Genomic DNA, 26,125 nt, shown 5'->3' with positions numbered 1-26,125 from the left:
CTTTTTTTATTCCAAATCCTAGAGCAAAGCGGTGAATTTCCATGGCAATCCACGAAGAATGCGGCGTGTTCGGCGTCTATGACCCGGCCGGCGGATGCGCCCGCACCACCTATTACGGACTCTACGCCCTCCAGCACCGGGGGCAGGAGGCCTGCGGCATCGCCACCATGCAGGGGCTGGAGCTGCGCTTCCACAAGGATCTGGGCCTGGTGGGGGAGGTGTTCGATGCCCAGAAGCTGGACGAGCTGGGGGGCACCCTGGCGGTGGGCCACGTGCGCTACTCCACCACCGGCGGCGTCCGCCGGGAGAACGCCCAGCCCCTGACCCTGAAGTACGTCAAGGGCACCCTGGCGGTGGCCCACAACGGCAACCTGGTAAACACGGCGGAGCTGCGCACCTCCTTTGAATACCGGGGGGCCATCTTCCAGACCACCACCGACTCGGAGCTGATCGCCTACGCCATCGCCCAGGAGCGGCTGCGCTGCGGCTCGGCGGAGGAGGCGGTGTGCCAGGCGCTGAAGGGCCTGCGGGGAGCCTACTCCCTCATCGTCATGTCCCCCCAGAAGCTCATCGCCGCCCGGGATCCCTGGGGCTTCCGGCCCCTGTGCATGGGCCGCCGGGGGGACGCGGTGGTGTTCGCCTCCGAGACCTGCGCCCTCAACGCGGTGGGGGCAGCCTTCGAGCGGGAGCTGGAGCCCGGCGAGATCGTGGTGGTTCACAACGGGGAGGTGCGCTCCATCAGGGAGAACTGCGCGGCGGCCTCCAGCCACCTGTGCATCTTCGAGTACATCTACTTCGCCCGGCCCGACTCGGTGCTCTGCGGCCAGTCGGTCCACGAGGCCCGGCGCAACGCGGGCCGCTTCCTGGCGAAAGAGCACCCGGTGGAGGCCGACGTGGTGATCGGCGTGCCCGACTCCGGCCTGGATGCCGCCATGGGCTACGCCCAGGAGTCCGGCATCCCCTACGGCGTGGGCCTGGTGAAGAACCGCTACATCGGCCGCACCTTCATCACCCCCGGCCAGCAGAGCCGGGAGCAGGCGGTGCGCATCAAGCTGGGCCCCCTGAAGAGCTGCGTGGAGGGCAAACGGGTGGTGATGATCGACGACTCCATCGTCCGGGGCACTACCTCCCGGCAGATTGTCACCCTCCTGCGGGAGGCCGGGGCCAGGGAGGTGCACATGCGCTCCTCCGCGCCCCCCTTCATCGCCCCCTGCTACTTCGGCACCGACATCCCAGACAAGGACAGCCTGATCGCCTGCCGCTACTCGGTGGAGGAGATCCGGGCGCTGATCGGCGCGGACAGCCTGGGCTTCCTCAGCCTGGAGGCCCTGCACCAGATCGCCCCTGACGCCGCCTGCGGCTTCTGCGACGGCTGCTTCACCGGCGCCTATCCCATTGCCACCTGAATGTCAAAATGCCCGGACGGATTTCCGTCCGGGCATTTTTTGCCGGCCGCCTATTCAAACTGGCTGTAGTAGAGGGCGGCGTAAGCCCCGCCCTTGGCCAGCAGGGTCTGGTGGTCGCCCTGCTCGATGATGTTGCCGTGCTCCATGTAGAGGATCAAATCCGCGTCCCGGATGGTGGACAGGCGGTGGGCGATGACGAAGCTGGTGCGTCCGTCCATCAGCTTTTTCATGGCCTTGCCGATCTCCACCTCGGTGCGGGTGTCCACGCTGGAGGTGGCCTCGTCCAGGATGATGATGGGCGGGTCGCACAGGAACACCCGGGCGATGGTCAGGAGCTGCCGCTGCCCGGCGGAGAGGTTGGCGGCGTCGTTGTCCAGCACCGTGTCGTAGCCCTGGGGCATGGTGCGGATGAAGTAGTCCACCTTGGCGGCCCTGGCGGCGGCCACAATCTCCTCCCGGGCGGCGTCGGGGCGGCCGTAGGCGATGTTCTCCGCCACGGTGCCGCCGAAGAGCCAGGTGTCCTGGAGCACCATGCCGAAGTTGTGCCGCAGGCCGGCGCGGCTCATGGCGGCGGTGGGCACCCCGTCCAGGGTGATCCGGCCGCCATTGACCTCATAGAACCGCATGAGCAGATTGATCAGGGTGGTCTTGCCCGCGCCGGTGGCCCCCACCACGGCGATCTTCTGGCCGGGCTTTGCTTCGAAGCTGATGTCCCGCATCAGCAGGCGGTCGGGCTCGTAGCCGAAGCTGACGTGCTCGAAGGCCACCCGGCCCACGGCGTTCTCCACCACGGCGGGGGAGGCGGGGTCGGGGATCTCCTCCTCCTCGTCCAGCAGCTCGAAGGTGCGCTTGGCGGAGGCAAAGGCGGACTGGAGGGAGTTGATCATATAGGACGCCTCGGTGAGGGGCTCGGCGGTCTGGTTGATATATTGGAAAAAGGCCTGCACCACGCCCACGGTCATGGTGCCGTTGAGCATGGCCCAGCCGGAGATCACGGCGATCACCACCTGGCCCAGCCGGTTGAGCATACGGATGAGGGGGTTGACGCAGTTGGTGAGGAAGTCGGCCTTCTGGTTGGCGGCCCGGTTGGCCTCGGCGGCCTCGGACACCTTCCGGATGCTGTCGGCCTCATGGTTGTAGGCCTTGATCACATCCCGGCCGTGGTAGTACTCCTCCACCACGCCGGTGAGGACGGCGATGGTCTCCTGTCGCTGGGCGGCGCAGGCCAGGTTCCTGCGGGCCACCACGTTGGTGATGCCGATGCCGATGACCATGAACACCAGGAAAATGCCGGTGAGGGTCAGGCTGTAGCAGAACATGACGATCAGGGAGCCGATGATGGTGCCCACGGCCACAATCAGCTTGAGCAGGCCGGTCTGGAGCACCTCGGAGATCTTGTCCAGATCGCTGGTGACCCGGCTGAGGATCTCGCCGGCCTTGTTCTGGTCGAAGAAGCGCAGGGGCAGGCGGTTGAGCTTTTGCGCCACCTGGCTGCGCAGGGAGAGCACCAGGCTCTCGGCCACGCTGGCCATCAGATAGGACTGGAGGTAGTAGAACAGCCAGGTGAACAGGTACTGGACGGTGAGCTGGGCCATTTCCCGGCCCAGGCCGCCGGCGAAGGTGAAGGCCGCCCCCTCCCGCCAGCAGGCCTGGATGGTCGCCCACAGGTGGTCGATGACAATGGCGCTGTACATGGGGTTCCAGATGGACAGGGCCACATAGATGACGATGGATACGGCCACCACCCCCAGGCGGAGCCGCTGCCCTTTCAGATTGGCAAACAGGCGTACCACGGTGCCCGGCCTCTTTTGAACTTGGGCGCTCATGCTTCCTGGGCCTCCTTTGTCTGGGATTCGTAGATCTCGCGGTAAACCTGACAGGTCTCCATCAGCTCCTCATGGGTGCCGATGCCCGCCATCTTACCCTCGTGGAGCACCACGATCTGGTGGGCGTGGCGGATGGAGCTGACCCGCTGGGCCACAATCACCACCGCCGCATCCTGTGTCTCGGCCGCCAGGGCGCGCCGCAGGGCGGCGTCGGTCTTGAAGTCCAGGGCGGAGAAGCTGTCGTCAAAGATATACAGCTCCGGGCGCTTCACCAGGGCCCGGGCGATAGACAGCCGCTGCTTCTGGCCGCCGGAGAAGTTGGTGCCCCCCTGGGCCACAAAGGAGTTGAGCCCGTCGGGCAGGGAGCGGATGAAGTCCCCGGCCTGGGCCACGTCGGCGGCGTGCATCAGCTCCTCCTCCGTGGCGTCGGGACGGCTGTAGCGCAGATTCTCCGCGATGGTGCCGGAGAAGAGCCACGCCTTCTGCTGGACATAGGCCAGGTGAGAGCGCAGGTACTCCTGGGGCATGTCACGGATGTCGGTGCCGTTGAGCTGGATGGAGCCGTCGGTGACATCGTGGAACCGGAGGATCAGGGAGGCCACGGTGGACTTGCCGCTGCCGGTGCCGCCGATGATGGCGGTGGTCTCCCCCCGGCGGCAGACGAAGTCCAGGTGGCTCAGGGTATCCTCCTCCGCGTCCTGGAAACGGAAGGACACGTCGCGGAAGGAGAGCACCTCGGCGGGGTGGGACTCCGCCGGGGCCTGGTCGGTAAGATCGGTGATCTCCGGGCTGTGATCCAGCACCAGCCGGACACGCTCGCAGCACTCCAGGGCCCGGGGGAGGATCAGGATCACCAGCTGGGCCATCATCAGGAAGAACATGACCAGGATGGAGTACTCGATGGCGGCGGTGATGTCGCCGATCTGGAATTTTCCGGCGGAAATGCGCCCGCCGCTGACCCAGTAGACAATCACCACAAAGAAGTTGATGAAGAAGAAGGCCAGGCCGTCCAGATTGGCAAAGCGGCGGTTGGCCTTGATGGAGGTGGCCGCGTAGTTGGCAAAGGCGGTGATAAGGCGGCTCTCCTCCCGCGCCTCATTGTTGAAGGCACGCACCACCCGCACGCCGGTGAGGTTCTCCAGCAGGATGGTGCTCATCCGATCCAGCAGCTTCTGCAGACGGCGGAACAGGGGAGCGGCCCCCCGGATGATGAAAAAGGCGATGAGCAGGATCAGCACCACCACAGCCAGCAGGATCAGCCCCATCTGGACGTCCAGCCCAAAGGTGAGCCCCAGGGCGATGGCGCAGATGATGGGCACGGGGACGATCATCTGCAGGGTGCTGGTGAGGGCAAACTGGATGGTGGTGATGTCGGAGATGGTGCGGGTGGTGATGGAGGCGGTGCCGAACTGGCGGAAGTCATAGATGGACAGGGCCAGGGATTTGGCGTAGATGGCCTGGCGCATTTCCTTGCCCACCTGGGCGGAGAGGGTGGCGCAGGCGTAGCCTCCCAGGACGGCGCACCCGCCCGCGGCCAGGGATACCACCGCCATCTTCACCCCGGTGTGCCATACCGCCTCAAAGGTGGCGCCGGAGGTGCCCAGGTTGAGCATCTCCGCTACCAAGGTGGGGATAAACAGGCCGCCGGTGATCTCCACCACCAGCAGCACCACGGTGAGCAGGGTCAGCTTCCAGTGGGGCCTGAGGAAGCGCAGGATCAGTTTCATGGGGGAATGCTCCTCTCAACAAAAAGGTTTCAGACAGCCGCCCGGGGCCCTGTCCCTGCGGCCGGACTCACGGCTCCTCCGGCGGGCATGGCTTCGGCGGAACCGTCAGCCGCTCTGCCATGGACGAGCTGAAGCGGCGCAGGAGCCGGATCAGCACCGCCTGCTCCTCCCGGGACAGGGAATCCCAGGCCTCGGCCTCCAGAGCCTCCAGCGGGGCCACGCGCTCCGACACAAAGGCCCGGCCCCGCTCCGTCAGCACGGCCCGCTTGCTGCGCTGGTTGTGGGCGTAGGGCTCCAGCCGGATCAGCTCCTTCCGGATAAGCAGCTTGAAGGCGGAGTTGACCGTCTGGGGGCTGAGGCTGAACTGCTCGCAGATCTCCCGCTGGGTCTCCGCCCCGTGGCGGACAGCCACCAGGCACCAGAACTCCGCCTCTGACAGGCCGCAGGCCCTGGCCAGCTGGACATAAGCCCGATCCAGCTCCATAAACGCCTCATTCAGGGCGTCCAGGCCGGTATTCTTCTCCCGGCTGTCACACATAGGGATCACCTCAATTATCTGAAATCATATTTTACTAAAACGGACTATCCGAAATGATACCATAGCTCCCCCGACATGTCAACCCCTGTCTGTACACCCCGCTCCGGCCTTGCAAAGCGGGGAAAAATGGCGTACAATACGGAAAAGTGTGTGCAGAAAGCGGAGAGGGGGAGCAATTACGGCAAATCCGGGACAGAATGACTTCTCCAGAGGCGGGATGGCCCGCAATATCGTCCACATGGCCCTGCCCATGACGGTGGCCCAGCTCATCAACATCCTGTATAACGTGGTGGATCGGATGTATCTGGGCCGCCTGCCCGGCCACCTGGCCCTGACGGGGCTGGGCCTGTGCCTGCCCATCATCTCCATCCTCATGGCCTTTGCCAACCTGTGCGGCATGGGGGGCGCGCCCCTGTGCTCCATCCACCGGGGGAGGGGGGAGAACGGGGAGGCCGAGCGCATCATGGGCAACTCCTTCGCCCTGCTGCTCCTCTTCGGCGCGGGCCTGACGGTGCTGTGCCTGGCGTTCCGGCGGCCCATCCTCTACCTGTTCGGGGCCAGCGACGTGACCTTCCCCTACGCCAACGACTATCTGACCATCTATGTGCTGGGCACGGTCTTTGTCATGATCGGCCTGGGCATGAACCCCTTCATCAACTCCCAGGGGTTCAGCGGCATGGGCATGCTGACGGTGGCCCTGGGGGCGGTGGTGAACATTGTGCTGGATCCCATCTTCATCTTCCTGCTGGGCATGGGGGTGCGGGGGGCCGCCCTGGCAACGGTGATCTCCCAGGCCTGCTCCGCCGTGTGGGTGCTGTGCTTCCTCACCGGCCGGCGGGTGATCCTCCGGCTGCGGCCGGCCGCCCTGCGCCTGCGGTGGGCCCGGGTGCGGCGGATTCTGGCCCTGGGGGCCTCCGGCTTTGCCATGTCCATGACCAACAGCCTGGTGCAGGTGCTGTGCAACGCCTCCCTCCAGGTATACGGCGGCGACCTGTACGTGGGTGTGATGACGGTGATCAACTCCGTCCGGGAGGTGATCTCCATGCCGGTGCAGGGCATCACCAACGGCTGCCAGCCGGTGCTGGGCTACAACTACGGCGCGGGGGAGTACGGCCGGGTGCGGGAGGGCATCCGGTTCACCACCGTGCTCACCGTGGGCTACTCCCTGGCCGCCTGGGCCCTGGTGATGGCGGTGCCGGAGCTGCTCATCCGCATCTTCAACAGCGAGGCGGATCTGATCGCCGCCGGCATTCCCGCCTTCCGCATCTACTTCGCCGCCTTCTTCTGCATGTCCTTCCAGTTCATCGGCCAGTCGGTGTTTGTGGGGCTGGGGCGCTCCAAAAACGCCGTGTTCTTCTCCCTGCTGCGCAAGGCCTTTATCGTGGCCCCCCTGACCCTGCTGCTGCCCGCCCTGGGCATGGGGGTGAACGGGGTGTTCCTGGCCGAGCCCATCTCCAATGTGCTGGGCGGCCTGGCCTGCATCCTCACCATGTACGCCACGGTGTACCGGCCCCTGGGACGGCAATAGACAAAAACGGGACGCACTGCATCTGTGCAGCGCGTCCCAGCGTGTCGAAAAAGCGGCAAAGCCGCTTTTTCGAGAAAGATCGCATGGCGGAAGGGGCTCGTTTTCTTGCGAAAAAGTCACCCCTTCCACCATGAGAAGTGTCATTTCCGAGGCGCATGTCCCCGGAAATGACGGATTTTAATTGTATTCCTGCGGCTGTGGCCGCAGGAACTCTGCGAGGCTTCTCCTCACGGAGGTTTCTCGGCAGCCTGCGGGACGCGCTGCACAGGTGCAGCGCGTCCCGTTCGTTCTGCCTGTTATACCGCGGCCAGGGCCTTCCCCAGCTCCCGGCAGGCGTCGGCGGCGTCCCCCTCCGGAGCGCCGCAGGCGATCACCGGCTCGCACACCAGGCTGCAGCCCGCATCCTCGCAGTCGGCCGCCCAGGTGCGCATCCACTCGCCGTCGCCCCAGCCGTAGGAGCCGAACAGGCCGATGGTCTTGCCGCCCAGGCTGGGCTTGACGGACTCAAACATGGGTTCAAATTCCGCCTCCTCCAGCTGCTCGGCCCCCATGGAGGGGCAGCCGAAGGCCAGGGCGGAGTAGCCCGCCGCCTGGTCGGGGGAGAACTGGTCGGGGGTGAACAGGTCGGCGCTGCCGCCGGCCCCCTCCGCCACCAGGTTGGCCATGGCCTCCGTGTTGCCGGTGCCGCTCCAGTAGACAATCGCAATCTTGCCCATTGTGTGTCATCCTTTCTGAACTGTGATGTTGGCATAAAATCTTGTATCAAGCAGCTACCACGAGCTGAATGATCGGGGTGCCCGCCGCGTACCGGCGGCGGAAGGTCTCGGTGCAGCGGCGGAAGCCCTCAAACCGCCGCCTGGCCGCCTGGGGGTCGCCGTAGCACTTCCAGCAGCCGCAGTAGGTGTAGTTCCGCCCCTTGTGGCGGATGAAGCCCTTCACGTCGTCCAGGGGATAGCCCAGGAAAACGCCGATCTCGTGGGGGAACTCCGCCTGGAGACAGAGGCGGGAGGCCAGCTGCCGCAGGCAGTCCCGCAGGCCCGTCCAGGGAGCGTAGCCCATGGAGCGCAGGAACGCCTGGTGGGCCCGGCCCTCCAGCAGCTCCGTCAGCGCCCGCTCCCGGTACAGGTAGAGCAGGTAGGCGCCCGTCCGGCGGCAGCCCCTGAGGATCACCAGCCGCAGGCCGGCGCCCTCCAGTTGGGAGCGGAGGGAGAGAAAGGCACGGACAAACTCCCGGGTGTCTGCGGGCTGAAAGCGGAACAGGCTGGCGGGCTTGAGGCCCACCAGCGTGGGGGAGCAGTGCTCAATCAGGGCCTGTTCGAGGGTCATGGCTTCATCTCCGTTCGATGGTTAGTATAAGCTAACTACTAAGGTTAGAGCATCGGTTAGCAATTGCTAACCGATGCTCTAACCTTACCATGCTTTTCCGGCGCTGTCAAGCCCCAATTTGCCGCGGAGGCCGCCGGGGTTATGTCCTAGCGGCCTCCGTTGTCCCGGCGCCGGGCAGGAGGACGCGGAAGGTGCTCCCCGCCCCGGGGGTGCTCTCCACCTGGATGCGGCCGCCGCACAGGGAGACGATGCTGTGGACGATGGGCAGGCCCAGGCCGATGCCCCGGCGGGTGTGGGCCGGATCGGCCTGGTAATAGCGGTCGAAGATGTGGCTGCGCACCTTGTCGGACATGCCGATGCCGTCGTCGGCAACGGTGAACACCGCCGTGTCCCCCTGCCGCTGCAGCGAAACCCGGATGTGGCCGCCGTTGGGGGTGTATTTGATGGCGTTGCCCACCAAGTTGTTCCACACGTGGGGGAGCAGCTCCACACTGCCTGTGAACTCCACCGGCGCGATGTCCGCGGTGAGGGTCTGCGCCTTCTCCCTGGCGCTGCCCTCCAGCAGCAGGAGGCAGTGGCTGACCTGCTCGTCCAGCCAGAAGGTCGTCCGGGACACGGGCAGGTTCCCGGTCTCCAGCTTGGTGAGCAGCAGGGCGTCGTTGGCCAGCTCCGCCAGCTGGGTGGATTCGCTGGCGATGATCTGGAGGTACTTCTTCTGCTCCGCCTCGGTAAAGCCGGGCTCCTGGAGCAGCTCGGCAAAGCCGCGGATGGCGGTCAGAGGGGTCTTGAACTCGTGGGTGAAGGTGTTGACATACTCATCCCGCCGGGCGCGGACGTTCTGAAGCTCCTCCGCCATGCGGTTGAAGTCGGCATAGGCCGCGGAAAAGGCGCCGCTCCCCTCAACGGGCAGCCGGACGGACAGATCCCCGTCGATGATGGTCTGGAAGCTGTCCCGGAGCCGTCGGAACCGGCGGTTGAAATACCGCCCCGCCAGCAGGGCCGTCACCGCGCCGAAGGCCGCCGGGACGGCCAGGGCGGCGGCCCAGACGGCGGGCCCCGGGCTGAGCCGGCCCGCCAGCGCCGCGGTCAGCACGCAGAGGGCGGCAGCTCCGGCGGACAGAAGGGCGGATAGGATGATAAAACGCACCAGCAGCCTGAGGCTGCCCAGCTGTGGAGATTCCCGCATCTCTCTCATTCTCCCATCTCTCCGGAGGCGGTCAGCCCTGCGAGCGGACAAAGAAGTCGCACCAGGGCCGCAGGGTGCAGCTGGGGCAGTCCGGCTTGCGGGCCATGCACACCGCCCGGCCGTGGAGCACCATCCGGTGGCAGAAGTCGTTGGATTCCTCCGGCGGCAGGATGGGGCGCAGCTGCTCCTCCACCTTACCGGGATCCTTGGTGCCGTCGGTGAGGCCCAGCCGGCCGGTGATGCGGATGCAGTGGGTGTCCGCCACCACCACGCCGGGGGTGTGGTACACGTCGCCCAGAATCAGGTTGGCGGTCTTGCGCCCCACGCCGGGGAGCCTGAGCAGCTCCTCCATGGTGTCGGGGACTTTGCCGCCGTACTCGTCCACCAGCATGCGGGCGGCGGCCACAATGTCCCGGGCCTTGGCCCGGAAGAAGCCGGTGGAGCGGATATACTCCTCCACCTCGGTCACGTCGGCCTCCGCCAGGGACTCCAGAGTGGGGAAGCGGGCAAAGAGGGCGGGCGTGACCATGTTGACCCGCTCGTCGGTGCACTGGGCGGCGAGGCGGACGGAGAAGAGCAGCTCATAGGGCTTGGGATATTGCAGGGAGCAGAGGCCGTCGGGGTAGAGCCTTTTCAGCTCCTCCACGATGGCGACGACATCCTCGTGGGTTTTCATCGAATCACCTCTTAGACAATATAGCACAGATTGCGGCAAAAAACGAGAGCCTTTTTTCAGAACGGGAGATTGTAATTCAGAGGCAGATTCTGTATAATGAACGAAACAGGCTAAAAACCAGAGAACCATGAGAGAAAGGTGGAGGCAGATTTGGTCAAGGAGATTATGGAGTTCCTCTCCGGGCAGGATCCGGAGGTTGGCGCCGCCGTCCAGGCGGAGTACGACCGGCAGCGGCGCAACATCGAGCTCATCGCGTCGGAGAACTTTGTCAGCGAGGCGGTGCTGGCGGCGGCGGCCACCGTGCTCACCAACAAGTATGCCGAGGGCTACCCCGGCAAGCGGTACTACGGCGGCTGCCAGTGCGTGGACGTGGTGGAGGACATCGCCCGGCAGCGGGCCTGCGCGCTCTTCGGGGCGGAGCACGCCAACGTCCAGCCCCACAGCGGCGCCAACGCCAACTATGCGGTGTACGCCGCCCTGTGTGACCACGGGGACACGGTGCTGGGCATGGATCTGGCCAACGGCGGCCACCTGACCCACGGCTCCCCGGTGAACTTCTCCGGCAAGAACTACAACATCGTGGCCTACGGCGTCAACGACCAGGGATACATCGACTACGACCAGGTGCGGGATCTGGCCAAACAGCACAGGCCCCGCATGATCCTGGCCGGCGCCTCCGCCTACCCCCGCACCATCGACTTCAAGACCTTTGCCGACATCGCCCACGAGGTGGGGGCCTACCTGTTTGTGGACATGGCCCACATCGCCGGCCTGGTGGCCGCCGGGCTCCACCCCTCCCCGGTGCCCTACGCCGACGTGGTGACCACCACCACCCACAAGACCCTCCGGGGTCCCCGGGGCGGCATGATCCTCTGCAAGGAGGAGCTGGCCAGGAAGATCGACTCCGCCATCTTCCCCGGCAGCCAGGGCGGCCCTCTGGAGCACATCATCGCCGCCAAGGCCGTGGCCCTGGGGGAGGCCATGAAGCCGGAGTTCAAGACCTATCAGCAGCAGATCGTCAAGAACGCCGCCGCTCTGGCCCGGGCCCTCATGGCCGAGGGCTTCGATCTGGTTTCCGGCGGCACGGACAACCACCTGATGCTGGTGGATCTCCGCCCCGCCCACCTCACCGGCAAGGAGATGGAGAAGCGGCTGGACGAGGTGAACATCACCGTCAACAAGAACGCCATCCCCAACGACCCGGAGAAGCCCTTCGTCACCAGCGGCATCCGGGTGGGCACCCCCGCCGCCACCAGCCGGGGCTTCAAGGAGGAGGACATGGCGGTGATCGCCCGCCTCATGTGGCAGACCGCCACCGGCTTCGAGACCAAGGCCGATGACATCCGGGCGGAGGTGGCCCGGCTGACGGCCAAGTACCCCCTGTACGAATAAACAGCGCAAGAAGCGCAGAGGGCCTGACGCATGAGCGTCAGGCCCTCTTTGAATGAAATGGGGACAGCGGGTGAACCGAACGGGCCGGGAAAAGAGGCCGCTCAGAACTGGTTCAGCGGCACGGAGCCGTCGTCAGCCCCCTTCTCGATGGCCTTCACCACCGCGTCGTAGCCGTACTTGTCGTTGACCTGGATGTGGAATTTCTCCCCCACCCTGCGGCCCAACAGGGCCTTCCCCAGGGGGGACTCCTTGCTGATCAGGCCGTGGAGGGCATCCTGCCGCATGGTGGTGACCACCTGGTAGACCTCCGTGTCCCCCTCGTCCTCCAGAAAGACGGTGACCTTGTCGTAGAGGGCCACCCCGTCGCTCTCCTCCGGCTCGGGGAGCACCACGGCGGTCTTGATCATGTTTTCCAGGAAGCGGATGCGGCTCTCGTTGCGGTTCTTCTCCTGCTTGGCGGCCTTGTACTCGAAGTTCTCGCTGAGATCGCCGAAGGCCCGGGCCTCCTTCACCGCCTCCAGCAGCTGGGGCCGGAGCTGAATCCGGCGGTAGTCCAGCTCCTCCTTCATCATCTGAATGTCCTTCTTGGTCAGTTCGTTGTGCATGGCGGAATCCCTCTTGTTCTTGAAATCTGAGAGGTATTATAGCACAAACGGGCCGCCGGGGCAAATGGCCCCGGCGGCCTTAGAGTGTCGAAAAAGTGGACGAAGCCACTTTTTCGAGAAAGGCTGCATGGCGGAAGGGACTCGATTTCTTGCGAAATTGTCACCCCTTCCGCCATGAGAAGTGTCATTTCCGACGCGCATGTCGCCGGAAATGACGGATGTTGATTTTGTTCCGTCATCTGCGGATGACGGAACTCTGCGAGGCTTTCTCTTTGGGAGGTTTTTCGACAGTCTGACAGGCCACCGGGGCAAATGGCCCCGGCGGCTTCTCTGGGTCAATTCACTTATTTGCCCAGCTCCGCGCCGCCCCATTCCACGGCGGTGAAGCCGGTGCGCTCCGGGGTGGTCAGCTCCTGGGCCGGTACCTCCACCGGCTGGTCCAGGCCCTTCCACGCCATGAACACCCGGATCAGGGTGTCGGGGGCCGGGTCGATGGTCAGTTCCGCAGCGTCGGTGTAGGCGTCGGTCTGGAAGGAGATCAGGTTGTAGGGGTTGCCCTCCATCCGGGGCAGCCAGTAGATGATGAACTCGTTGGCCTCCCGCTCCGTCAGGCCCAGCCGGGCCAGGGCGTCCTCCAGGAAGGCGGCAGTGCCCTCCCCCGCCACACAGAAGCCGGCGGACAGGTCGAACTGCCGGTCGATGATGCCCTCCCAGAACAGGCAGTAGTAAGTACGGCCGGTTTCCGGGTCGGTGAGGGTGCCGTCGGGCTGGGCGGTCACCGTCCAGCCGTCCCCGTAGTCCGGGTAGGTGGAGGTGAACGTCCCGTCCAGCTCCAGGGTGACGGAAACCTCCGTCTCCTCCTCCGGGTAGAGGTAGATCACCGGCTTGGCGCCTCTCGCGCCGCAGCCGGTCAGGGCGGCGGCCAGCAGGGCCGCCAGGGACAGGGTGAGCAGTCTTTTCATTTCATGAGCCTCCTTTTCTCGTTCCTATTTGCAATCCTCTTGGAGGAAATACAGGGGAAAAGGTACCCGATTTGATCAGCGCCGCCGGAATTTCCGCGCCTCCTCCCCCCGGAGGATGCGGCCCAGGCCCCGGATGTGGCGGGAGAGCATCACCAGGGCCAGGATCAGGGCCAGCAGGCCGGCCTCCCGCCCGTGAAAGGCGAAGGCCGGGGGGACGAACAGGGCGGGGATCACCACCGCCCCCAGGGGCAGCCAGCCAGACAGCAGGGTGACCGCCAGCCCGATGAGGCAGGCCAGGGTGCCCCACAGGGGGGAGGAGAGGATCAGGGCGGCGCAGGTGACGGCCACCCCCTTGCCGCCCCGGAAGCGCCGCCAGGCGGGGAAGTTGTGGCCCAGCACCGCCCCCAGGCCGCTCCACAGCCCGGCCAGCGCCCCCAGCCCCGGGAACAGCGCCCGGCACAGCAGCCAGGCCAGGGCGGTCTTGGCGATGTCCCCGGCCAGCACCACCGCGCCCCAGCCCTTTCCCAGCTCATGGGCCAGATTTGCCATGCCGGGGTTGCCGGTGCCCAGGTATGCGGCGCTCTTTCCGGTGCAGTGCCGGGCCACCAGCTCGGCGGTGAGAAACCCGCCGCAGACATAGCCCACCAGCAGGCAGAGCAGACGTTCCATGGCTACCTCCCCGGGCGGCTCTCCCGCAGAAAAACGTAAGTAGTGTCGTCGGACCGCTCCGGGGCATAGGCGTAGCCCATCCGGTCGAACTCCCGCATGACCTCCGGCGTCCCGGCCCCGCGCTCGGCCAGGAAGCGCACCATCTCCCCCCGGGCCATCTTCACGTAGACCCCCTTCTCCACCAGCCTCTTCCCGTCCAGCTCCCCGAACACCACGTGGATCCACCGCACGGGCGGGGAGACCCAGGGCCGCACCGCCCTGGCGTACTCCGCCGAGGCCAGGTTGACCAGGGTGTCCGTGCCGTCCGCCGTCAGGGCGCGGTACAGGCCGTCCCTCCAGAAGTCGTAGAGGCTTTTACAGAAGGGGGTTTTCAGCCTGGCCCCCATCTCCAGCCGGTAGGGGGTCACTCCGTCAAAAGGCCGCAGCACCCCGTACAGGCCGGAGAGGATGCGCAGATGGGCCTCCACGTATGCAAACTGCTCCGCAGTGAAGAGCTGGGGGGCCATATACTGGTACTGGATGCCGTCGTAGGCCAGCAGGGCGGGGGTATTGGCCCGGCCAAAGTCCATTTCCTGATACCGGCGGAAGTTCAGTTCCGCGATGGCATCGTTGCAGGAGAGCAGCTTTTTCAGGGCCGGGTAGTCCAGCCCTCTCAGCCAGTCCGCCAGCACCCGGGCCCGCTCCAGCAGGGCAGGGACGGACTTGGGGGCCAGGAAGTCCGTGTCCGCCCGCATCTTCTTGGCGGGGGAGATGAGCAGCTTCACAGCGGCTTCTGGGGGTGTGCGGCGGCCTGACCGGCCCGGATGGCCTCCCGCTCCCGGCACAGTTCGGCATGGAGGGCCACGGAGTCCCACGCCCGGTTGGTGGGGGTGAGCACCGCCTTCAGGTGTACCGGGGCCACCTTGTTCCGCCGGAAGGACTGGAGCAGCAGATCCAGCAGGCGGCCGGGGCAGTCGGAGAGCACCATCATCTCGTCGTCAAAGCCCTCGCCGGCATAGGGGGCCTCGGGCTGCTTTCCGGCGGCCAGCTCCCCCAGGGGCAGGCCGTAGGACTCCCTGGGCACCAGAGCGGTGCGCAGGCCCAGGGGCATGCACAGCCTGCGGATTTTGGCCCCCCGGGGGTTGTCCAGGTTATAGAGGAATACGGTGGGTGTGCTCATGGGTATCAGCCTTCCTTTCACCCACCATTCTACCGGGTTTTGCCCCTCCCGTCAACCATCGCTACAGCACGTTTTTCAGGGTGAGCCGCTCCGCCTCGCTGAGCAGGCCCAGCCGGAGCATCAGCCGGGCGTTGGCGGCGGAGTACTCCCCCGCCTCCCGGCAGTCCAGGTACTCCAGCGCCTCCTGAAACCCGGCGTAGATCAGGTCGGTGTCGGAGTGGCGCAGCAGGATGTGCAGATACATCTCGTGGTTGTTCCACCGCTGGAAGGCCGCCTCCGTGGCGGCCTGGGCCCCCGCCCAGTCCCCCGCCTCCGCCAGGGCCTCCGACTCCTCCAGCGCGGCGGTGAGCTCCCCGGTCAGATGCCCCAGATACCAGGCGTTGGCCAGGGTGGCCCCCAGCAGGGCGCACAGCAGAATGGCCGCGATCCACAGCCGCTTCACCGCTTCCCCTCCTTCTCCGCCAGGTAGACCTGGTTCTGCTCGTCCACCGTCAGCAGGAACACGTCGGAGCTGCGGCGCACGTGGTGGGCCTTGAGCTGCCGGTCCAGCCAGGTGTCGTCCAGCCCACGGCTGTGCAGATTGCGGGTGAGCACCCGGCCGTCGTTGATGATCACCACCGGCAGGCCCCCGTCTTTGGGGTGGAGCTCCATCTGCCTGGCGGTCACCGGCCGCTCCTCCGCCCGGGTGAGGACGGAGATCTGCCCGTTGGTCTCCAGAATGGCGTACTTCACGGTGGTGAGGTCGGTGATCCCCTGCATCCGAAGCTCCTCCATCAGCTCGTCCACGGTGAAGCGGTTCTTCTGCATCTCAAGCTGGTGGAGCTTGCCGTTCTCCACAATGATGCTGGGCTTGCCGCACATCAGGGCCCGGAACCGTATGCTCCTCATGGTGAGCACCGACAGGGCCATGGTGAGGCACAACAGGGTGAAGATGGGCACAATGCCGGTGAGCAGGGGGATGCCGAAGTCCTGCATGGGCACGGCGGCCAGATCGGCGATCAGCAGGGCCAGCACCAGCTCGGAGGGCTCCAGCTCCCCCACCTGCCGCTTGCCCATGAGGCGGATGCCCGCGATGATGAAGATGTAGAGAATGATGGTGCGCAGAAAGGCGATGACCATGTAAGCGGCCTCCCGGATGGTTTCTCCTCTCAGTATGGCCGCGGTTGGGCGGATTATGCGCCCAACCTTGACGGGACGGCGGAGAGCGGCTACAATCAGGGAAAAGACTGGAGGTGTCCCATGACCCAAAAAACTAAGCGAACCCTGGCCCTGGGCCTGGCGGCCGCCGCCGGGGTGACCCTGCTGGCCGGGCTGGACGCCCGGCTGGTGGTGCGTACTTATGCCATAGAGAGCGAGCAGGTGAGCACGCCGGTGCGGCTGGCGGTGCTCACGGATCTCCACGCCTGCGCCTACGGGGAGGGGCAGAAAAACCTATTGGACGTGGTGGCGGTGCAGTCCCCGGATCTGGTGCTTCTGTGCGGCGACATCGTGGACGACGACCCCCGGATGCCCGAGGAGCGGGCCCTGGCCACGGTGGAGGCCCTGGCGGAGGTGTGGCCGGTGTACTACGTCACCGGCAACCACGAGTTCTGGACGGGGCGGGTGGAGGAGGTCAGGGAGCTGCTCCGCGCCCGCGGGGCCGTGGTGCTGGAGGGGGAGAGCGCCGCCGTCACCGCGGCGGGGCAGACCCTCCGCATCGGCGGCATCGACGACCCCAGCGTGGGGGAGGATATCTGGCGGGAGCAGCTGGAGACGGTGACCGCCGCCCAGGATGGGGAGACCTTTTCCATTCTGCTGACCCACCGGCCCGAGCGGGTGGAGGACTACACCGGCCGGGGCTTCGATCTGGTGCTGGCGGGCCACGCCCACGGGGGCCAGTGGCGGCTGCCGGGGCTGATCAACGGCCTGATTGCCCCCAACCAGGGCCTGTTCCCCCGGTACGCCGGCGGGCGCTATGCGTTGGACGGGGACACCACGATGATTGTCAGCCGGGGGCTGGCCCGGGAGAGCACCCGCATCCCCCGGCTCTTCAACCGGCCGGAGCTGGTGGTGGTGGACATCCTGCCGGAGGGGACTGCCTAAAAAAGCCGGGCAGAGATCAGGAATTCCCGACCTCCGCCCGGCTTTCTCGTCTGTTACAGGGGATAGAGGGCTTTCTCATAGTCCTGAACGTACCAGCGCAGGTTTTTCCGCCCACGCTGCACCACGGTGTGGCCCTCGGCCTCCAGCCTGGCCCGCTGGGCCTCCACGCCGCCGGGGTATTTGGGGTTGAGTTCCCCGCCCGCCTTCAGGGTGCGCCAGTAGGGGATCTTGTCCTCCGTGCGCTGGTGGCTGGCCCAGGCGGCGATGGAGACGAAGATCCCCGCCGTCATGGGGTCGGTGAAGTCGGCGCCGTTCTCCCGGGCCAGGTGAGCCCGCAGCTCCCCCGTGGTGGTCACCTTCCCGGCGGGGACGCGGCGCATGAGGGCGTCGTAGGCCAGCGGGGGCGCCAGGAGCATCCGGCTCCCCTCATAGGTGCGGATCGCCGCCTCGTCGGTGACGGTCTGGATTCTGGGCATCCCGTTGTCCCGGCGCAGCATGGCGTTGAAATCCTTCTTCTCCTCGTTTGCCATGGGTTCCACCTCCTAGGGCTTGATTGAAAATTGGCGATGTGTCCAGCGGCGAGGGATTTTGGGCCGCTGGCAAGCAATTTTTTCGCAGGAATCCTGGTGGATTTCAAGGAAAAATTGCGCCGTCCAGGGGGCAAAAGATCCGCCGCTTGGGCATGTTGACATGTTTCAAACAAGCCCTAGGATAAGGATACCCCATTTCCCCCGCCGGCGCAATGGGGCGATCGGGAGAGAAAGACTAAATAAAAATGATCTGACAAGAAAATTTTTTTGAATTTTTGGGGGCGCGTCAGGCGGAAATACCGGCGGAAACGCCCTGCTTTTTGTCCAAAATCCCGGTTTTTTAAAAAGGCGAAAAAGACGGTTGCCAGGGGCCATTTTTTCGGGTATACTCAAAAGGATAATTTGGGAAAGGCGTGATGCGAAAGATGAAGGCGACCTTGATCCTGGAAAACGGGATGCTCTTCACCGGCCGGAGCATCGGTTCCACCGAGGAGCGGGTGTGTGAGATGGTGTTCAACACCTCCATGACCGGCTACCAGGAGATCCTCACCGACCCGTCCTATGCCGGGCAGGGCATTGTGATGAGCTATCCCCTCATCGGCAACTACGGCGTGAACCACGAGGACAATGAGTCCTCCCGTCCCTGGGCGGAGGCATTTATCGTCCGGCACCTGGCCAAGCGGGGGAGCAATTTCCGCTGCGAGGGCACCCTGGACGACTATTTGAAGGAATTCCATATCACCGGCATCGAGGGCGTTGACACCCGTGCTTTAACCAGAATACTCCGCAGTCAGGGGACCATGAATGGCATGATCACCTGTGCGGAGCATTTTTCTGTCCAGGAGGCGCTCCAGCGCATCCACGCCTACCGGGTGGAGGGCACCGTGGAGCGGGTGACCCGCAAGGAGGCCCAGGTGTATCCCGCCGCGGGGGAACAGCAGCTGCGGGTGGCCCTGATGGATTACGGCGTGAAGGAGAACATGATCCGCTGCCTCCAGAACCGGGGGTGTGAGGTCACCGTGTTCCCCGCCCACACCCCGGCGGAGACAATCCTCTCCGGCGGCTTTGACGGGGTGATGCTCTCCAACGGCCCCGGCGACCCGGCGGACAACACGGAGATCATCAAAGAGGTTCGGAAGCTCTACGACTCCGACCTGCCCCTGTTCGCCGTCTGCCTGGGGCACCAGCTGCTGGCCCTGGCCACCGGGGCGGAGACCCGGAAGATGCGCTTCGGCCACCGGGGGGGCAACCACCCGGTGAAGGATCTGGAGCACGGCCGGGCCTATATCACCAGCCAGAACCACGGCTACGTGGTCACCGCCGAGAGCGTGGATCCGGCGGTGGCGGAGGTGTCCCACGTCAACGTGAACGAGGGCAGCGTGGAGGGCCTGAAGTACAGGCGGCCCAACTGCTTCACCGTCCAGTTCCACCCGGAGGCCTCCCCCGGCCCCATGGACACCGAGTACCTGTTCGACCGCTTTGTGGACAACATGAAGGGAGGGCGCGCCCATGCCTAAGAATCCGAATATCAAGAAGGTGCTGGTGCTGGGCTCCGGCCCCATCGTCATCGGCCAGGCCGCCGAGTTCGACTACGCCGGCACCCAGGCCTGCCGCGCCCTGAAGGAGGAGGGCGTGGAGGTGGTGCTGGTCAACTCCAACCCCGCCACCATCATGACCGACAAGGACATCGCCGACCACGTGTATATCGAGCCCCTGAACCTGGCCAGCGTGGAGCAGGTGATCGCCAAGGAGCGGCCCGACTCCATCCTGCCCACCCTGGGCGGCCAGACCGGCCTGAACCTGGCCATGAACCTGTACGAGCAGGGGATCCTGGACAAGTACGGCGTCCGCCTGCTGGGCACCAGCCCGGAGTCCATCCGCAAGGCGGAGGATCGCCAGGGCTTCAAGGACGCCATGGAGGCCATCGGCCAGCCCTGCGTCACCTCCGACGTGGTGGAGAGCGTGGAGGACGCGGTGGCCTTCGCCGCCTCCATCGGCTACCCCGTCATCGTCCGCCCGGCCTACACCCTGGGCGGCACCGGCGGCGGCATCGCCTATGACGAGTGGTCTCTGCGGGAGATCGCCGACCGGGGCATCCACCTGAGCCGGGTGGGCCAGGTGCTCATCGAGCGGTGCATCTCCGGCTGGAAGGAGATCGAGTTCGAGGTCATGCGGGACTCCGCCGGCAACGTGATCCAGATCTGCTCCATGGAGAACATCGACCCCGTGGGCGTCCACACCGGCGACTCCATCGTGGTGGCCCCCACCCAGACCCTGGCCAACCGGGAGTACCAGATGCTCCGCTCCGCCTCCCTGAACATCATCTCCGCCCTGGAGATTGAGGGCGGCTGTAACGTGCAGCTGGCCCTCAACCCCGACTCCTTCGAGTACGCGGTCATCGAGGTCAACCCCCGTGTGTCCCGCTCCTCCGCCCTGGCCTCCAAGGCCACGGGCTACCCCATCGCCAAGGTGGCCGCCAAGGTGGCCCTGGGCTACACCCTGGACGAGATCCCCAACGCGGTGACCGGCAAGACCACCGCCTGCTTCGAGCCCACCCTGGACTACTGCGTGCTGAAAATCCCCCGCCTGCCCTTCGACAAGTTCACCACCGCCAGCCGCACCCTGGGCACCCAGATGAAGGCCACCGGCGAGGTCATGGCCATCGGCAACTCCTTCGAGGGGGCGCTGATGAAGGCCATCCGCTCCCTGGAGCTGCCCGTCAAGTCCCTCCGCCTGCCCGGCCTGGAGGATCTGTACACCGAGGAGATCGAGGACCGGCTGGTGAACATCGACGACCAGCGGCTCTTTGTGGTGGCCGAGGCCCTGCGCCGGGGCTTCTCCCCGGAGAAGATTAACAAGATCACCAAGTACGACCTGTGGTTCCTGGACCGCTTCAAGAACATCGTGGACATGGAGGACAAGCTGGATCACGGCCATCTGGACGCCGACACCCTGCGGCAGGCCAAGGAGATGGGCTTCTCCGACGCCTGGATCGCCGCCCTGTCCGGGAAGGAGCGCACCGAGATCAAGGCCCTGCGGGAGGGCTTCGGCATCCGCCCGGCCTTCAAGATGGTGGACACCTGCGCCGCCGAGTTCGAGGCCCAGACCCCCTATTACTACTCCACCTACGACACGGAGAACGAGGCCGCCGAGGAGCTGCAGCTTCCCGCCGTAGGGGAGCTGGCCCCCCACGTGCCCGAGGCGCCCTGGCTCTCCGCCGCCCCCGCCCAGGCCCACCGGACGGAGGGGGGAGAGGAGAAAAAGAAGGTGCTGGTGCTGGGCTCCGGCCCCATCCGCATCGGCCAGGGCATCGAGTTCGACTACTGCTCGGTCCACTCGGTCTGGGCCTTCAAGCGCCTGGGCTATGAGACCATCATCATCAACAACAACCCGGAGACCGTGTCCACTGACTTCGACGTGGCCGACAAGCTGTACTTCGAGCCCCTGACCGCCGAGGACGTGGAGGCCGTGGTGGAGCTGGAGAAGCCCTGGGGCGCGGTGGTGCAGTTCGGCGGCCAGACCGCCATCAAGCTGGCCCAGGCCCTCACCGACATGGGCGTGCCCATCCTGGGCACCCCCGCCGACGGCGTGGACGCCGCCGAGGATCGGGAGCGGTTCGACGAGATTCTGAACCAGTGCGGCATCCCCAGGGCCGCCGGCCGCACGGTGTTCACCACCGAGCAGGCCCTCAGCGCCGCCCACGAGGTGGGCTACCCCGTGCTGGTGCGCCCCTCCTACGTGCTGGGCGGCCAGGGCATGGAGATCGCCTACAACGACCGGAACATCATCGAGTTCATGCGCATCATCAACCAGGTGGAGCAGGAGCACCCCATCCTGGTGGACAAGTACCTCATGGGCCGCGAGGTGGAGGTGGACGGCGTCTTTGACGGCGAGGACCTCCTGATCCCCGGCATCATGGAGCACATCGAGCGGGCGGGCGTCCACTCCGGCGACTCCATCTCCGTCTATCCCCCCATCCACATCGAGGACAAGCACAAGCAGACCATCCTCAAGTACACCTACCAGCTCTCCAAGGCCCTGGGGGTGATCGGCCTGGTGAACATCCAGTTCGTCATCTACGACGACACGGTGTACGTCATCGAGGTCAACCCCCGCTCCTCCCGCACCATCCCCTATATCTCCAAGGTCACCGGCGTGCCCATCATCGACCTGGCCACCAAGGTGATGCTGGGCCAGAAGCTGAAGGACCTGGGCTACGGCACCGGCATCTACCCGGAGGCCAGCTACTACGCCGTGAAGATGCCGGTGTTCTCCTTTGAGAAGCTCACCGACGTGGACACCGGCCTTGGCCCCGAGATGAAGTCCACCGGCGAGTGCCTGGGTCTGGCCGAGTCCTTCCCCCAGGCCCTGCTGAAGGCCTTCAAGGGCGCCAACCTGAAGGCTCCCAAGAAGGGCGGCCGGATGATCATCACCGTCAAGGACGAGGACAAGGAGGAGATCGTGGGCATCGCCCGGGGCTTCTACGACATGGGCATCGAGATCCTGGCCACCAGCGGCACCTGCAAGGTGCTCAATGAGGCGGGCATCCCCGCCCGCTGGGTGGCCCGTGTCTCAGAGGCCCACCCCAACATCCTGGACATGATCGCCTCCGGCACCGTGGATCTGGTGATCAACACCCCCACCCGGGGCCGCCGCCACGATACCGACGGCTTCAAGATCCGCCGTTCCACCGTGGAGCACTCCGTGGCCTGCGTCACCGCCATCGACACCGCCCGGGCCATGCTCACCGTCCGGGCCCAGGGCCGGGCCTCCGACCTGCGCCCCATCGACATCACCACCATTTGAGGGAACCTTTTCCCGCCGGTTTCGTCCAAAGGACATCGGAACCAGGGGAGGAATCCGCCGTGAAAAAGCTGCTTTCCCTGACCCTGGCGGCCCTGCTGGCCGCCGCCCGGCACGCATCGGCTTCACCGCTGTGGAGTGGGGCGGCGCGGAGCTGACGGAATCGGAGAACGAATAAAAAGCCGCCGGATCCGGCCGGATCCGGCGGCTTTCTGATGAGAGGGTGCAAAAGATGGAAACGTATGCGGGGCCGCGGGAATATCAATATGATACGCTCCGCTTTCTGCTGATCGCGCTGGTGGTGCTGGGGCACCTGCTGGAGCTGGCGGAGGGGTTCCCCCACCGGGAGTTCCTCTACGCGGTGATCTACTCCTTTCACATGCCGGCGTTCCTGTTCCTGAGCGGGATGTTCGCCCGGTTCGACCGCATCCACTATATCTTCGGCCTGGCCCTGCCCTATCTGCTCCTCCAGACGCTGTACACCTCCTTTGTGCATGCGCTGGGGGATCCCTATGTGCATGTGGAGTTTTCCCGGCCCTATTGGCTGCTGTGGTACCTCTTCGCCCTGATGGTGTACACCGCCCTGCTGCCGGTCTACGACAGCCCGTCCCGGTGGGGGCGGGGGATGCTGGCGGCGGGATCGGTGGTGCTGGCGCTGCTGGTGGGGTGTGACCCCAGCATCGGCTACCAGTGGAGCGCCTCCAGGATTGTGGCCTTTCAGCCCTGGTTCCTGCTGGGCTACTACTACAGGAAGGAGAGACCGTGGAGGGAGCGGCTGGAGGGCATGGCCCCGCTCCCCGGGGCGGGGATGGCCGCCGCCGCGGCGGCCTGCTGCGCGGCGCTGGAGTGGCTGGTCTTCCGGTGCGGCATCTCGGCAAAGATGATGCTGGGCGCCTATCCATACGGGGAGCTGCACTACGGCTGGCCCCAGCGGCTGCTCATCATGTGCTGCGCGGCCAGCGCGGTCTTCCTCCTGTTTGTTGTGGCGGCCCCCCGCATGAAACGCCGGCTCCCGCTCCTCACCACCCTGGGGCAGAACAGCCTGTCCATCTACCTGCTGCACGGCTTTCTCATCCAGCTGCTCCGCCTCAAATTTCCTTGGCTGCTCTCCGGCACGTGGCAGGTGCTGGCGGTGTGAGGGCTGATTCTGCTGGCCCTGGGAAACCCAGCCGTCGGGCGCTGTGTCCGCTTCCTGTTTCAGGCGGGCTGGTACCGCCGGCTCTCCGGGCGGCTGGAGGAGCGGCGGCGGGCGCGCGCCGGGGCCGGATCGGGAGGGCATATTGTGTAGAAGTATTGCGCGCCGGGGGAAAGTATGATATTCTAAGATATCAATTGCTGCCTGCTTCAAGGGCAGCATACAATCCATAGAAAGAAGGTACCTGAATGTCCCATCAGACCGTGATTGTCCTGGACTTTGGCGGCCAGTACAACCAGCTTATCGCCCGCCGGGTGCGCGAGTGCGGCGTCTACTGCGAGGTCAAGCCCTACACCACCCCGCTGGAGCAGCTCCGCGCCATGGAGCCTATCGGCTTCATCTTCACCGGCGGCCCCAACTCCGTCTATGAGGCGGGCGCCCCCAAGGCCGACCCGGCCATCTTTGAGATGGGGGTGCCGGTGCTGGGCATCTGCTACGGCTGCCAGTTCATGGCCCACACCCTGGGCGGACAGGTCACCGAGGCCCAGGAGGACACCGCCCGGGAGTACGGCAAGACCGAGACCTACTACGACACCAGCTGCAAGCTGTTCAAGGGCCTGCCGGAGCAGGGCATCTCCTGGATGAGCCACGGAGACTACATGGCCAAGGTGCCCGAGGGCTTCGCCCTCACCGCCCACACCGACGCCTGCCCCAACGTGGCCATCGCCGACGAGAAGCGGGGCTTCTACGGCGTGCAGTACCACCCCGAGGTCAACCACACCCAGCACGGCATCGACATGATCCGCAACTTCCTCTATGAGGTCTGCGGCGCCACGGGCGACTGGACGATGGGGGACTACAAGGAGAGCTCCATCAGGGCCATCCGGGAGAAGGTGGGGGACGGCAAGGTGCTGCTGGCCCTGTCCGGCGGCGTGGACTCCTCCGTGGCGGCCGCCCTGCTGGCCGAGGCGGTGGGGAACCAGCTCACCTGCGTGTTCGTGGACCACGGCCTTATGCGCAAGAACGAGGGCGACGAGGTGGAGGCCGCCTTCGCCAAGTGGGATATTCACTTTGTCCGGGTGGACGCCGAGGCGCGCTTTCTGGCCAAGCTGGCCGGGATCACCGAGCCCGAGCGCAAGCGCAAGATCATCGGCGAGGAGTTCATCCGCGTCTTTGAGGAGGAGGCCAAGAAGATCGGCCGGGTGGACTACCTGGTGCAGGGCACCATCTATCCCGACGTGATCGAGTCCGGCGCCGGCGACGCCGCCGTGATCAAGAGCCACCACAACGTGGGCGGCCTGCCCGACTATGTGGACTTCAAGGAGATCATTGAGCCCCTGCGCCTGCTGTTCAAGGACGAGGTGCGGCAGCTGGGCCGGGAGCTGGGCCTGCCCGAGTATCTGGTCATGCGCCAGCCCTTCCCGGGCCCGGGCCTTGCGATCCGCGTGATCGGCGATCTGACCAAGGAGAAGCTGGACACCCTCCGGGATGCCGACGCCATCTACCGGGAGGAGATCGCCGCCGCCGGCGAGGACAGGAACATCAACCAGTACTTCGCCGTCCTCACCAACACCCGCTCCGTGGGCGTCATGGGCGACGGGCGCACCTACGACTACACCCTGGCCCTCCGCGCCGTCACCACCAGTGATTTTATGACCGCCGACTGGGCCCGCATCCCCTACGACGTGCTGGACAAGATCTCCACCCGCATCGTCAACGAGGTCAAGGGCATCAACCGGATCGTTTATGACATCACCAGCAAGCCCCCGGCAACCATTGAGTTCGAATGATTTCAGAGGTCGAGAAAAGCCTGTAAACACGGGACTTTTTGAGGCTTGATGCCCTTCGTGGCAACGATTTGGCAACGGTTTTCATTATTCCAAAAATAAAGAGCTACCTGATTTGCGAAAGTCAGGTAGCTCTTTTTTTAGTCCTTGTGCTTTTTGAACCAATTTAAAATTCCGCGCGCATCTGTAATATCTCTGCTCTGGCATCCAGATTGACCATCGTCATCATGGTAACTATATTCCTCATGAATTCCAATATCATCGCTAAATGTATATGTAGTTTCCTCTTTGCGGGTGTACTTGCCATCTGAACTCCACCCATCATAGCTGCTCCTATGAGTATGACTTTGTCCCTTGTACTTCTCATCATACTCATCTATGAACTCGCAGAGAAAATCAACTTCATCGTCCTTTAAACGCGCTTTGCTTGTGTCGATATGGGTACTAATATAATCTCTTTTGGCTTTTTTATCATTGCGGTTCATAAAGCTCTACTCCCTTCATTTTCCATTTGCTTTTTCTGCTTCCGCCAGCAGATCGCTGAGCCCTTGGGAAGGGACAACCTTGTGCCAGTGGCCTGTGGTATCGAACTCTGGGTAGCGGTAACGCCAGCGGTCGTAGTCCTCTTTGCTGATTTCCCCCGATTTCAGCTTGGCCGCCTGCTCTCCCCATGCGCAGAGCATCTCATGGAGCCGGGCCGCTTCTTTCCCTTGGAACACATCCACCCGAAGATGTATTTCTCCATCGCACTCGCAGATTTTCAGGCCATAGCGGTCCTCCAGCGTAAA

At 65.0% G+C, this 26,125-nt stretch carries 24 protein-coding genes and 1 pseudogene; 8 read left to right on the top strand and 17 right to left on the bottom strand.

Annotated elements, in window-relative coordinates:
* The first annotated feature begins 41 nt into the window (after positions 1-41).
* Positions 42-1,406 (top strand): amidophosphoribosyltransferase, encoded by a 1,365-nt coding sequence (gene purF / locus QZ378_RS02525; RefSeq protein WP_291257203.1) that lies wholly within the window; start codon positions 42-44, stop codon positions 1,404-1,406.
* Between the two features lie 50 nt (positions 1,407-1,456).
* Here the strand turns inward: purF and QZ378_RS02520 are convergent, their stop codons facing one another.
* The 3 genes from QZ378_RS02520 to QZ378_RS02510 form a co-directional block, all read right to left on the bottom strand.
* Positions 1,457-3,232 carry an ABC transporter ATP-binding protein gene (locus tag QZ378_RS02520; RefSeq protein ID WP_191378803.1) on the bottom strand — a complete coding sequence of 592 codons (1,776 nt, stop codon included), beginning with the start codon at positions 3,230-3,232 and terminating at the stop codon, positions 1,457-1,459.
* A complete protein-coding gene (locus QZ378_RS02515; RefSeq protein ID WP_291257202.1) occupies positions 3,229-4,959 on the bottom strand; it encodes an ABC transporter ATP-binding protein in 1,731 nt (576 codons plus the stop codon). Before QZ378_RS02515 ends, QZ378_RS02520 begins: the two co-directional genes overlap by 4 nt.
* 67 nt (positions 4,960-5,026) lie before the next feature.
* The gene (locus QZ378_RS02510) at positions 5,027-5,497 is read right to left on the bottom strand and encodes a MarR family transcriptional regulator (protein ID WP_191378801.1); all 471 of its coding nucleotides are present in this window, start codon (positions 5,495-5,497) and stop codon (positions 5,027-5,029) included.
* Positions 5,498-5,714: 217 nt separating this feature from the next.
* Here QZ378_RS02510 and QZ378_RS02505 point away from each other — a divergent pair, with 217 nt between their 5' ends.
* Positions 5,715-7,025, top strand: a complete 1,311-nt coding sequence (locus QZ378_RS02505; RefSeq protein ID WP_191528181.1) for an MATE family efflux transporter — start codon at positions 5,715-5,717, stop codon at positions 7,023-7,025.
* A gap of 296 nt (positions 7,026-7,321) precedes the next feature.
* Here the strand turns inward: QZ378_RS02505 and QZ378_RS02500 are convergent, their stop codons facing one another.
* From QZ378_RS02500 to nth, 4 genes are all read right to left on the bottom strand, one after another.
* The gene (locus tag QZ378_RS02500; protein ID WP_191378799.1) at positions 7,322-7,741 is read right to left on the bottom strand and encodes a flavodoxin domain-containing protein; all 420 of its coding nucleotides are present in this window, start codon (positions 7,739-7,741) and stop codon (positions 7,322-7,324) included.
* A gap of 46 nt (positions 7,742-7,787) precedes the next feature.
* On the bottom strand, positions 7,788-8,351 hold the full coding sequence (locus tag QZ378_RS02495) for a DUF3793 family protein (RefSeq protein WP_291257201.1): 564 nt from the start codon (positions 8,349-8,351) through the stop codon (positions 7,788-7,790).
* A gap of 139 nt (positions 8,352-8,490) precedes the next feature.
* The gene (locus QZ378_RS02490; RefSeq protein ID WP_291257200.1) at positions 8,491-9,546 is read right to left on the bottom strand and encodes a HAMP domain-containing sensor histidine kinase; all 1,056 of its coding nucleotides are present in this window, start codon (positions 9,544-9,546) and stop codon (positions 8,491-8,493) included.
* 22 nt (positions 9,547-9,568) lie between these two features.
* A complete protein-coding gene (gene nth, locus QZ378_RS02485) occupies positions 9,569-10,213 on the bottom strand; it encodes an endonuclease III (RefSeq protein WP_191378796.1) in 645 nt (214 codons plus the stop codon).
* Between the two features lie 150 nt (positions 10,214-10,363).
* On the opposite strand from nth, the gene glyA reads away from it, so the two are divergent.
* Entirely contained in the window at positions 10,364-11,605 is a 1,242-nt protein-coding gene (gene glyA / locus QZ378_RS02480) for a serine hydroxymethyltransferase (protein ID WP_291257199.1), read from the top strand.
* Between the two features lie 101 nt (positions 11,606-11,706).
* Here the strand turns inward: glyA and QZ378_RS02475 are convergent, their stop codons facing one another.
* From QZ378_RS02475 to QZ378_RS02445, 7 genes are all read right to left on the bottom strand, one after another.
* On the bottom strand, positions 11,707-12,210 hold the full coding sequence (locus QZ378_RS02475; protein WP_191528184.1) for a GreA/GreB family elongation factor: 504 nt from the start codon (positions 12,208-12,210) through the stop codon (positions 11,707-11,709).
* A 344-nt stretch (positions 12,211-12,554) separates the two neighbouring features.
* On the bottom strand, positions 12,555-13,172 hold the full coding sequence (locus QZ378_RS02470) for a hypothetical protein (RefSeq protein ID WP_291257198.1): 618 nt from the start codon (positions 13,170-13,172) through the stop codon (positions 12,555-12,557).
* A gap of 75 nt (positions 13,173-13,247) precedes the next feature.
* On the bottom strand, positions 13,248-13,841 hold the full coding sequence (locus QZ378_RS02465) for a glycerol-3-phosphate acyltransferase (protein ID WP_291257197.1): 594 nt from the start codon (positions 13,839-13,841) through the stop codon (positions 13,248-13,250).
* A gap of 2 nt (positions 13,842-13,843) precedes the next feature.
* Positions 13,844-14,605 carry a peroxide stress protein YaaA gene (gene yaaA / locus QZ378_RS02460; protein WP_291257196.1) on the bottom strand — a complete coding sequence of 254 codons (762 nt, stop codon included), beginning with the start codon at positions 14,603-14,605 and terminating at the stop codon, positions 13,844-13,846.
* On the bottom strand, positions 14,602-15,000 hold the full coding sequence (locus tag QZ378_RS02455; RefSeq protein WP_291257195.1) for a DUF3783 domain-containing protein: 399 nt from the start codon (positions 14,998-15,000) through the stop codon (positions 14,602-14,604). The genes yaaA and QZ378_RS02455 overlap by 4 nt, the downstream gene beginning before the upstream one ends.
* Positions 15,001-15,061: 61 nt before the next feature.
* Positions 15,062-15,442: a DUF4363 family protein gene (locus tag QZ378_RS02450; protein ID WP_191528188.1), complete on the bottom strand. Its 381-nt coding sequence runs from the start codon at positions 15,440-15,442 to the stop codon at positions 15,062-15,064.
* Positions 15,439-16,119 (bottom strand): DUF421 domain-containing protein, encoded by a 681-nt coding sequence (locus QZ378_RS02445; RefSeq protein WP_291257194.1) that lies wholly within the window; start codon positions 16,117-16,119, stop codon positions 15,439-15,441. Before QZ378_RS02445 ends, QZ378_RS02450 begins: the two co-directional genes overlap by 4 nt.
* Positions 16,120-16,239: 120 nt before the next feature.
* Here QZ378_RS02445 and QZ378_RS02440 point away from each other — a divergent pair, with 120 nt between their 5' ends.
* The gene (locus tag QZ378_RS02440; protein ID WP_191528190.1) at positions 16,240-17,082 is read left to right on the top strand and encodes a metallophosphoesterase; all 843 of its coding nucleotides are present in this window, start codon (positions 16,240-16,242) and stop codon (positions 17,080-17,082) included.
* A 53-nt stretch (positions 17,083-17,135) separates the two neighbouring features.
* Here QZ378_RS02440 and QZ378_RS02435 read toward each other — a convergent pair whose 3' ends face one another.
* Positions 17,136-17,612 (bottom strand): MGMT family protein, encoded by a 477-nt coding sequence (locus QZ378_RS02435; protein WP_291257193.1) that lies wholly within the window; start codon positions 17,610-17,612, stop codon positions 17,136-17,138.
* A gap of 416 nt (positions 17,613-18,028) precedes the next feature.
* Here QZ378_RS02435 and QZ378_RS02430 point away from each other — a divergent pair, with 416 nt between their 5' ends.
* From QZ378_RS02430 to guaA, 4 genes are all read left to right on the top strand, one after another.
* On the top strand, positions 18,029-19,129 hold the full coding sequence (locus tag QZ378_RS02430) for a carbamoyl phosphate synthase small subunit (RefSeq protein WP_366935116.1): 1,101 nt from the start codon (positions 18,029-18,031) through the stop codon (positions 19,127-19,129).
* Positions 19,122-22,418 (top strand): carbamoyl-phosphate synthase large subunit, encoded by a 3,297-nt coding sequence (carB, locus tag QZ378_RS02425; protein WP_291257191.1) that lies wholly within the window; start codon positions 19,122-19,124, stop codon positions 22,416-22,418. The genes QZ378_RS02430 and carB overlap by 8 nt, the downstream gene beginning before the upstream one ends.
* 229 nt (positions 22,419-22,647) lie before the next feature.
* Positions 22,648-23,553: an acyltransferase family protein gene (locus tag QZ378_RS02420; RefSeq protein ID WP_291257190.1), complete on the top strand. Its 906-nt coding sequence runs from the start codon at positions 22,648-22,650 to the stop codon at positions 23,551-23,553.
* Between the two features lie 245 nt (positions 23,554-23,798).
* A complete protein-coding gene (gene guaA / locus QZ378_RS02415; RefSeq protein WP_291257189.1) occupies positions 23,799-25,340 on the top strand; it encodes a glutamine-hydrolyzing GMP synthase in 1,542 nt (513 codons plus the stop codon).
* Between the two features lie 137 nt (positions 25,341-25,477).
* Here guaA and QZ378_RS02410 read toward each other — a convergent pair whose 3' ends face one another.
* Both QZ378_RS02410 and QZ378_RS02405 read right to left on the bottom strand, forming a co-directional pair.
* Positions 25,478-25,822, bottom strand: coding sequence for a hypothetical protein (locus QZ378_RS02410; RefSeq protein WP_291257188.1), 345 nt, complete (start codon positions 25,820-25,822; stop codon positions 25,478-25,480).
* 15 nt (positions 25,823-25,837) lie between these two features.
* Positions 25,838-26,125, bottom strand: a pseudogene (locus QZ378_RS02405) (transcriptional regulator); the annotation flags it as partial.

Source organism: Flavonifractor sp., assembly GCF_019422385.1.
GTDB lineage: Bacteria > Bacillota > Clostridia > Oscillospirales > Oscillospiraceae > Flavonifractor > Flavonifractor avistercoris.
Note: the sequence above shows the minus strand (reverse complement) of the source record. Positions and strands in the feature narration are given on the sequence as shown.

Coding starts and splice junctions, on each gene's coding strand:
- QZ378_RS02475 (WP_191528184.1), bottom strand. CDS start 12,210: ATGCACAACGAACTGACCAAGAAGGACATTCAGATGATGAAGGAGGAG.
- QZ378_RS02510 (WP_191378801.1), bottom strand. CDS start 5,497: ATGTGTGACAGCCGGGAGAAGAATACCGGCCTGGACGCCCTGAATGAG.
- QZ378_RS02420 (WP_291257190.1), top strand. CDS start 22,648: ATGGAAACGTATGCGGGGCCGCGGGAATATCAATATGATACGCTCCGC.
- QZ378_RS02500 (WP_191378799.1), bottom strand. CDS start 7,741: ATGGGCAAGATTGCGATTGTCTACTGGAGCGGCACCGGCAACACGGAG.
- QZ378_RS02410 (WP_291257188.1), bottom strand. CDS start 25,822: ATGAACCGCAATGATAAAAAAGCCAAAAGAGATTATATTAGTACCCAT.
- QZ378_RS02440 (WP_191528190.1), top strand. CDS start 16,240: ATGACCCAAAAAACTAAGCGAACCCTGGCCCTGGGCCTGGCGGCCGCC.
- QZ378_RS02455 (WP_291257195.1), bottom strand. CDS start 15,000: ATGAGCACACCCACCGTATTCCTCTATAACCTGGACAACCCCCGGGGG.
- QZ378_RS02495 (WP_291257201.1), bottom strand. CDS start 8,351: ATGACCCTCGAACAGGCCCTGATTGAGCACTGCTCCCCCACGCTGGTG.
- QZ378_RS02470 (WP_291257198.1), bottom strand. CDS start 13,172: ATGAAAAGACTGCTCACCCTGTCCCTGGCGGCCCTGCTGGCCGCCGCC.
- purF (WP_291257203.1), top strand. CDS start 42: ATGGCAATCCACGAAGAATGCGGCGTGTTCGGCGTCTATGACCCGGCC.
- QZ378_RS02430 (WP_366935116.1), top strand. CDS start 18,029: ATGCGAAAGATGAAGGCGACCTTGATCCTGGAAAACGGGATGCTCTTC.
- guaA (WP_291257189.1), top strand. CDS start 23,799: ATGTCCCATCAGACCGTGATTGTCCTGGACTTTGGCGGCCAGTACAAC.
- QZ378_RS02490 (WP_291257200.1), bottom strand. CDS start 9,546: ATGAGAGAGATGCGGGAATCTCCACAGCTGGGCAGCCTCAGGCTGCTG.
- QZ378_RS02505 (WP_191528181.1), top strand. CDS start 5,715: ATGGCCCGCAATATCGTCCACATGGCCCTGCCCATGACGGTGGCCCAG.
- nth (WP_191378796.1), bottom strand. CDS start 10,213: ATGAAAACCCACGAGGATGTCGTCGCCATCGTGGAGGAGCTGAAAAGG.
- QZ378_RS02445 (WP_291257194.1), bottom strand. CDS start 16,119: ATGGTCATCGCCTTTCTGCGCACCATCATTCTCTACATCTTCATCATC.
- QZ378_RS02515 (WP_291257202.1), bottom strand. CDS start 4,959: ATGAAACTGATCCTGCGCTTCCTCAGGCCCCACTGGAAGCTGACCCTG.
- QZ378_RS02435 (WP_291257193.1), bottom strand. CDS start 17,612: ATGGCAAACGAGGAGAAGAAGGATTTCAACGCCATGCTGCGCCGGGAC.
- carB (WP_291257191.1), top strand. CDS start 19,122: ATGCCTAAGAATCCGAATATCAAGAAGGTGCTGGTGCTGGGCTCCGGC.
- QZ378_RS02465 (WP_291257197.1), bottom strand. CDS start 13,841: ATGGAACGTCTGCTCTGCCTGCTGGTGGGCTATGTCTGCGGCGGGTTT.
- QZ378_RS02520 (WP_191378803.1), bottom strand. CDS start 3,232: ATGAGCGCCCAAGTTCAAAAGAGGCCGGGCACCGTGGTACGCCTGTTT.